The following is a 6695-nucleotide window of genomic DNA, read 5'->3' on the forward strand; positions in this document are numbered from 1 at the left end:
CGCAGACGCCGCAACCTTCGGCAGCGGCTACGGGATCAATCCGGCTGGAACGGTGAGGCGCTGAGGATCACCCCGGTTTCTTCCACGTACTGCTGCCAGTGGCCGATCAGCGCATTGAGCTTGTCCGGCGCGCTCTGCGCCAGGTCATGGATCTCCCCCGGGTCCTGGCTCAGGTCGTACAGCTGCCAGGTCGCCGGGCCCACGGGGCCGGGGATGTACACCGCTTTCCACTGGCCCTGGCGAATCGCCCGGCGGCCGAACAGCTCCCAGCCGGTGACCGTGTGTTCGTCATGCACCTGTGCGGTCTCGCCGGAGAGGAAGCCCAGCCACGACTTGCCCCGCAGCGGCGCCACTTCCTTGCCGCGCCAGCGCTTGCCCGGATGACGCACCCCGGCCAGGTCGAGAATGGTCGGGGTGATGTCCATCACTGTGCCGAAGCCATGGCTGATCCGGCCCTTGAGCGACAGCTGCGGGTAATGCACCAGCGCCGGCACGCGAATGCCGCCTTCGGTGGTGAAGGCCTTGAACAGCCGCGACGGGGCAGTGGCGGTCTGCGCCCAGGCCGGGCCGTACCAGACGTAGGAGTTGGCGCGGCCGATGTTGTCCAGGCTGTTGTCGTAGTGCTGGTTGAGGTAGGTCAAAAGCTGCGGGCCGAACTTGGGGAAGGCCTCCAGGAGCGCGCCTTCGGCGCCGTTGTCGGACATGAACAGGATAAAGGTGCTGTCCAGTTGGCCCTGCTTGCGCAGGTAGTCCACCACCCGGCCGATGTTCCAGTCCATGCGTTCGACCATCGCCGCGTAGACCTCCATGGCCCGCGCGGAAACCTGGCGCTGCTGCTCGCTCAGGGCCGCCCATTCGGCGCTCAGGCCCAGCAGCGGATGCGGTTCCACATCGGCCTCGATCAGCCCCAGCTGCTTGAGCTTTTCCAGGCGCTCCAGGCGCAGCACCTCGGGGCCGGCGTCATAGCGGCCACGGTACTTGGCAACCACTTCCTCGGGGGCCTGCAACGGCCAGTGCGGCGCGGAAAACGGTAGGTAGGCGAAGAACGGCCGGGTCTGGTCGCGCTCCTTGAGGTACTGCAGAAGCTTGTCGCCGAAGGCGTCGGAGGAATAGAAGTCCTTGGGCAACTCGTCGATGAAGCGGTCGTCCTCGATGTACAGCGCCGGGGTGGATTTGAGCAGGCCCGGGGTGTTTTCGTCGTAGGTTGGCTCAAAGCCGTAGTGGTTGGCGGCGCCGGGCAGCAGCGAGAACGAACGCTCGAAACCACGGGCATGGGGCGCCAGTTCGGCGGTCAGGCCCAGGTGCCATTTGCCGCTCATCAGGGTCTGGTAGCCGGCGTCGCGCAGCAGCTCGGGCAGGGCCACCACGCGGTCGTTGAGGTGGCCCTCGTAGCCCGGCTTGCCGATCAGTTCCGGGGTCAGGGCCTCGGCCATGGTGCCGATGCCGGCGATATGGTGATCGGTGCCGGTGAGCAGCATGGAGCGGGTCGGCGAGCAGGTGGGTGCGGTGTGGAAGTCGGTCAGGCGCAGGCCGTTGAAAGCCAGGGCATCGAGGTTCGGCGTGGCGATTTCGCCGCCGAAGGCACCGAGATCGGAGAAGCCCAGGTCGTCGGCGAGGATCACCAGGAAGTTGGGACGTTGCGGCATCTATTCACTCCTTATCAGCAAGCAATAAAGGCCAGTGGCAGGTCACGGATCTGGGCGGGCAAAGGCACCTGGTAGTGATCGTCGCTGGTCAGTTCGTGGAGCAGTTCTTCGCGCAGCTGGTGGAAGTCGAAACTGCTGCGCTGGCGCGGATGGGGCAGGGCGATGTCCACCACCCGCTTGATCCGGCCGGGGCGCGGTTCCATCACCACCACGCGGTCGGCGAGGAAGATCGCTTCCTCGACGTCATGGGTGACCAGCACCGTGGTGATCCTGGCCCGTTCGCGGATCGCCAGCAGCTCGTCCTGCATCTGCTGGCGGGTCAGCGCATCGAGGGCGCCGAAGGGTTCGTCCAGCAGCAGGATGCGCGGGCTGGCCACCAGGCCGCGGGCGATGGCCACCCGTTGCGCCATGCCGCCGGACAGCTGGTGCGGGTAGGCGCGGGTGAAATCGGTGAGGCCCACCAGTTCGATGAAATCGGCGATGCGGGTTTGCCGTTCGGCGGTGCTCAGGGCTTCGTTGACCAGGCCCAGGCCGATGTTCTCCTCGACCGTCAGCCAGGGGAACAGGCGGTGTTCCTGGAACACGATGCCGCGTTCGCCGCCGATGCCGTTGACGGCCTTGCCGTCGACGCGGATCTCGCCGCGAAACTGCGTGTCCAGGCCGATCAGCAGGCGCAGCAGGGTGGATTTGCCGCAACCGCTGGAGCCGACGATGGCGACGAATTCACCCTCGGCGATCTCCAGGTTGAATTCGCGGATCGCCTCCAGTTCGCCGCTGGCGACCTCGAAGGTCTTGCCCACCTGGTTGAAGCTGACGATGGGGGAAGGTACGAGTGCGTTCATGCGTGTCTCCAGCGTGTGGCGCGGGTTTCGAGCTGTTGGCCGATGAGGTTGAGCAGGGCGCCGGTGAGGCCCACCAGGAGCATGCCGGCCAGGATCAGGTCCATGCGCAGCAGCTGCTGGGCGCCGATCATCTGGCTGCCGATGCCGCCGTTGGACGGCATGAAATATTCCGCGCCGATGGTGCCCAGCCAGGCGTAGATCAGGCTCAGGCGCAGCCCGGCGAAGATCCCCGGCGCGGCGCCCGGCAGCACCAGGCGGCGCAGGCGTTGCCAGAGGTTCAGGCGCAGCACTTGCGCGGCCTCGGTCAGTTGCGGCGACAGGTTGGCGACGCTGCGCTGGGTGGCGATAAACAGCGGGAAGAACGCGGCCAGGGCGACAAATACCCATTTCGCCAGCTCCCCCAGGCCGAACCAGGCGGTGAGCAGCGGCACCCAGGCAAAAATGGCGATCTGCCGCAGCGCCGCCAGGGTCGGCCCCAGAATACGTTCGCTCAGGTGCGACAGGCCCAGCAGCAGGCCCAGGGCAAACCCCAGGCCGCCGCCCAGCAGCAGGCCACCGAGGGTGCGCTGCAGGCTCAGGCCCAGGCCGCCGGACAGGCTGCCGTCGAGCAGGCCGTTCCAGGTGGTTTGCAGCACCGCCAGCGGGCTCACCAGAATGTTGGCGTCGACCCATTCCAGCTGGTTCGCCACTTGCCACAGCGCCAGCAGGGACAGCGGTAGCAACCAGGGTTGCAGGCGTTGCCAGCCCTGGTAGCGCGGGCCACGGCGGATCTGCGCGATGGCCGGATGCGGCCAGTGCACCAGCGCCTTGTCCAGCAGGCCGATGCCGCGGTCCATGGCCACGCCAATCACCCCGATCACCACGATGCAAACGAAGACGATATCCAGCATGAACAACTGGCGCGCCCAGACCATCAGGTAGCCGATGCCTTCGCTGGAGGCCAGCAGCTCCACCGCCAGCAACGAGGTCCAGCCGGCGGCCAGGGCCAGGCGCACGCCGGCCATGAAGGCGGGCAGGGCGGCGGGCAGTATCAGCCGGCGGATCAGCAGGTGCGGCGGCAGGCGCAGCACGGCGGCGGCTTCGCGCAATTTGGGCTGGGCGTCGCGCACGCCGACCAGGGTATGCAGGGTTACCGGTACCACGATGGCCTTGACCAGGACCACCAGCTTGAGCAGTTCGCCGATGCCGAAAAACACCATGAACAGCGGGATCCAGGCCAGGGTCGGGACCTGGGCCAGGGCGGCGAAGGTCGGGAACACCAGGCGTTCCAGGCGCCGGCTGGAACCCAGTGCCGCGCCCAGCACGGCGCCGGCGCCTATGCCCGCCAGCAGGCCCCAGGCCAGCCGTTGCAGGCTGATTGCCAGATGGCTCCACAGCTCGCCGCCGGCCAGCTCGAGCGCGCTGCTCCAGACCAGCTTTGGCGCCGGCAGGATCTGCTCGCTCATCCAGGCATTGCGGCTGGCCAGCCACCACAGGGCGAACAGGCTCAGGGGCAGCAACCAGGGCAACAGCCGCCGGTGGACGCGCGGCCAGGACAGCGGCTTATCGGCGGGCGCGGCCAACGGCAAGCTGAGAAGGGAAACACGGGCCATGGACGATCTCCGTTGTCGGGTTGTGCTGCTTCTTTTTTCTTCTTCATGTAGGAGCAGGGGGGACGCCTAGTTCTTGCCCGCGATGGCGGTGGGTCAGATACAGCGCAAATCGCGGGCAAGCCTCGCTCCTACAGGTTCTTATTTTGGTTATATAAAAAGTTATATCGATGCTATTGGGAGATAAGAGAGGCCATTTAAGGCCTCCAGGCACGCTGCATCCAATGCATTTGGAGAATATTTTCGATGCTGTCCATGCATATGCCGCGCAGAGCCGCGTCCTGGCTGGTTTATTCATATTGGTTATTAAAATGTGAACTTATAGTATTTAAAGCTTGGACTGCCTTGGGCCTACCTTCTGCTCCTCAATGCCCGTCGCAGCCAGGAGCCACACCTTATGAACCTTCCCTTCAAACGCGTTCTCAATCTGTTCGCCGCGCCGGCCCTGGCGGGACTTCTGGGCTGCCTGCCACTGCTGGCCCAGGCGGATGAGCTCAAGCAGATCCGCATCGCCGTGCCGGACCTCAGCGCCGGTACCCAGCACAGCGGCGGCGGGGTGACGGACGTGCTGCGCCAGCAGCAGATCTTCGAAAAGGCCTTCGCCGACCAGGGCATCAGCATCCAGTGGAACTACTTCAAGGGCGCCGGCCCGGTGATCAATGAGGCCTTCGCCAACGGTCAGGTGGACCTGGCCTACCTGGGGGACCTGGCGGCGATCATCGGCAAGTCCAATGGCCTGGACACCCGCCTGCTCAGCGCCACGGCCCGTGGGGTCAAGCAGTACCTGGGAGTGGTGCCGGGGTCGGGGATCAAGACCTTGCAGGACCTCAAGGGCAAGCGGGTCGCAGTGTTCCGCGGCACCGCCACGCAGTTGTCGCTGGATGCCGCGCTGGCCAGCCAGGGTCTGAGCGAGAAGGACCTGAAGATCATCAACCTGGATTTCAACGCGGCGGTCGCGGCGCTGGCGGCGAAGCAGATCGATGCTACCTGGGGCGGTTCCAACTTGAACGCCTTGCAGGCCAAGGGCCTGGCCGAGGTGCCGCTGAACACCAAGGACCTGGGCGGCGCGGGTAGCGTGCAGGCGGTGCTGGTGGGCAGTGGCGCGTTCGTCGACGCCCATCCCGAGGTGGTGGAGAAGCTGCTCAAGGCCCAGCAGCAGGCCGTGCAGTGGCTGACCCAGGACAGCAACAAGGACGCCTATATCGAGCTGGTATCGGGGCTGGCCAGCTACCCGCCGGTGGTGCTGAAGCAGGACCTCAAGGATCAGCGCTTCAGCGAGATCTTCCCCTCGACCCTGGACCCGGTGTTCCTCGGCAAACTGCAGGACGCGGTGGACCTGGCCGCGCAGCAGCGGCTGATTCGCAAGCCGTTCAAGGTCAGCGAATGGGTGGCGCCGCAGTTGGCTGCCGCCGGCCTCTAAACCATCTGGTCTTCCTGTAGCCGCTGCCGAGCAGCGCGAGGCTGTGATCGAGGACGCAGTCCTCGCCAAACCTGTCCACGCGGTTTACCAGGAGGACGGCGGTGCATGGTTTTGCGGCCCCTGCGGGGCCGATCGCAGCCTCGCGGGCTCGGCAGCGGCTACAGGGGATTGGCGGGGGTTTCCTACTGGCTCAAACCGCAATGCTGACCTGCTGCCGATCCACCGCCACCAGCACTTCGATCATCTTGCGGGCCGCCGGCGAGAGGCGGAATCCCGTGCGGCTGACGATGCCGCAGCGGGCATTCATGCTTTCGATGTTCTGCGGCAGGTTGCGCCAGTGCAGCAGCGCCAGGGAGCCCTGTTCGATATCTTCGATGAAGGCCTCTTCGGTGCCCACGCCAATCGCGTCGGACTGGCGCACGATCTTCACCAGCGCCGGGAAGTGCTCGGTCTGGATGGTCGGGGAAAAGTCGATGCGCCCGCTGAGATTGGCCAGCAGCTTGCGGATTCCCGGCGGGATCAGGGTGGTGGCCAGCGGGTAGTCGAACATGTCGTTGGTCGACAGGCTTTCCTTGGCCAGCAGTGGGTGCCCCGGGCGGCAGAAAAACACCCCGCGCTTGGGCGTCAGGGGCTGGGTCTGGAAGTTCGGGTCGGCCTCGAAATGGCGGATGTCGGCGATGAAAAATTCGATCTCTTCGCGGTTCAGGTTGCGGCTGAGTTTTTCCCAGTTATCCACCTCCAGGCAGACGCGCACCTTGGGGTGGGTGCCGGTGAATTGCGCCACTGCGTCGGGCACCAGTTTCACCGCCGGCGCCGGGCCGCAACCGAAGCGCAGTTCGCCGGCGTCGAGCTTGGTCATCTGCGTCACTTCGCTGCTCAGCAAGGCCGCGCCCTGCACCAGGCTCAGGGCGTGCTGCAGCACCACCTGGCCTTCCGGGGTTGGGCGCAGGTCCTTGTTGCCGCGGTCCACCAGCACGCAGCCGAACTCCTGCTCCAGGCCCTGGATACTGCGGCTGAAGGCCGGTTGGGTGATGCCCATGGCGTCGGCCGCGCGGACAAAACTGCGGTGTTCGTTGAGGGCGATGAAGTAACGCAACTGGCGAAGATCCATATGCTTTCCCGGCATCCGAAAAATAGCCCGAAGGCATTTGCGACGAGTGAGGAATGAGGTTTTAAATGCAAGCTCTTATTCCGTCAA

At 65.5% G+C, this 6695-nt stretch carries 5 protein-coding genes; 1 reads left to right on the forward strand and 4 read right to left on the reverse strand.

The annotated features are described in order from the left end of the window. Positions 1 to 35: 35 nt before the first annotated feature. The 3 genes from J4D52_RS21010 to J4D52_RS21020 are packed head-to-tail and all read right to left on the reverse strand — an operon-like array spanning position 36 to position 4080. Positions 36 to 1646 carry an arylsulfatase gene (locus tag J4D52_RS21010; RefSeq protein ID WP_102676442.1) on the reverse strand — a complete coding sequence of 537 codons (1611 nt, stop codon included), beginning with the start codon at positions 1644 to 1646 and terminating at the stop codon, positions 36 to 38. A 14-nt stretch (positions 1647 to 1660) separates the two neighbouring features. Beyond that, complete coding sequence (locus tag J4D52_RS21015) at positions 1661 to 2488, reverse strand: ABC transporter ATP-binding protein (RefSeq protein ID WP_102676441.1); 828 nt, start codon at positions 2486 to 2488, stop codon at positions 1661 to 1663. After that, positions 2485 to 4080 (reverse strand): ABC transporter permease, encoded by a 1596-nt coding sequence (locus J4D52_RS21020; RefSeq protein WP_102676440.1) that lies wholly within the window; start codon positions 4078 to 4080, stop codon positions 2485 to 2487. The genes J4D52_RS21015 and J4D52_RS21020 overlap by 4 nt, the downstream gene beginning before the upstream one ends. Before the next feature lie 394 nt (positions 4081 to 4474). Between J4D52_RS21020 and J4D52_RS21025 the strand changes: the two genes are divergently transcribed. Beyond that, positions 4475 to 5497: an ABC transporter substrate-binding protein gene (locus J4D52_RS21025; protein ID WP_063427752.1), complete on the forward strand. Its 1023-nt coding sequence runs from the start codon at positions 4475 to 4477 to the stop codon at positions 5495 to 5497. Positions 5498 to 5687: 190 nt separating this feature from the next. Here J4D52_RS21025 and J4D52_RS21030 read toward each other — a convergent pair whose 3' ends face one another. Continuing rightward, on the reverse strand, positions 5688 to 6608 hold the full coding sequence (locus J4D52_RS21030) for a LysR family transcriptional regulator (protein ID WP_102676439.1): 921 nt from the start codon (positions 6606 to 6608) through the stop codon (positions 5688 to 5690). Between the last annotated feature and the right edge of the window lie 87 nt (positions 6609 to 6695).

Source organism: Pseudomonas sp. GW460-12-10-14-TSB1 (assembly GCF_017349775.1).
Lineage (GTDB): Bacteria > Pseudomonadota > Gammaproteobacteria > Pseudomonadales > Pseudomonadaceae > Aquipseudomonas > Aquipseudomonas piscium.

Bases quoted from the DNA above. Each gene is read 5' to 3' on its own strand.
- J4D52_RS21010 (WP_102676442.1), bottom strand. From the start codon at position 1,646: ATGCCGCAACGTCCCAACTTCCTGGTGATCCTCGCCGACGACCTGGGC.
- J4D52_RS21030 (WP_102676439.1), bottom strand. From the start codon at position 6,608: ATGGATCTTCGCCAGTTGCGTTACTTCATCGCCCTCAACGAACACCGC.
- J4D52_RS21025 (WP_063427752.1), top strand. From the start codon at position 4,475: ATGAACCTTCCCTTCAAACGCGTTCTCAATCTGTTCGCCGCGCCGGCC.
- J4D52_RS21020 (WP_102676440.1), bottom strand. From the start codon at position 4,080: ATGGCCCGTGTTTCCCTTCTCAGCTTGCCGTTGGCCGCGCCCGCCGAT.
- J4D52_RS21015 (WP_102676441.1), bottom strand. From the start codon at position 2,488: ATGAACGCACTCGTACCTTCCCCCATCGTCAGCTTCAACCAGGTGGGC.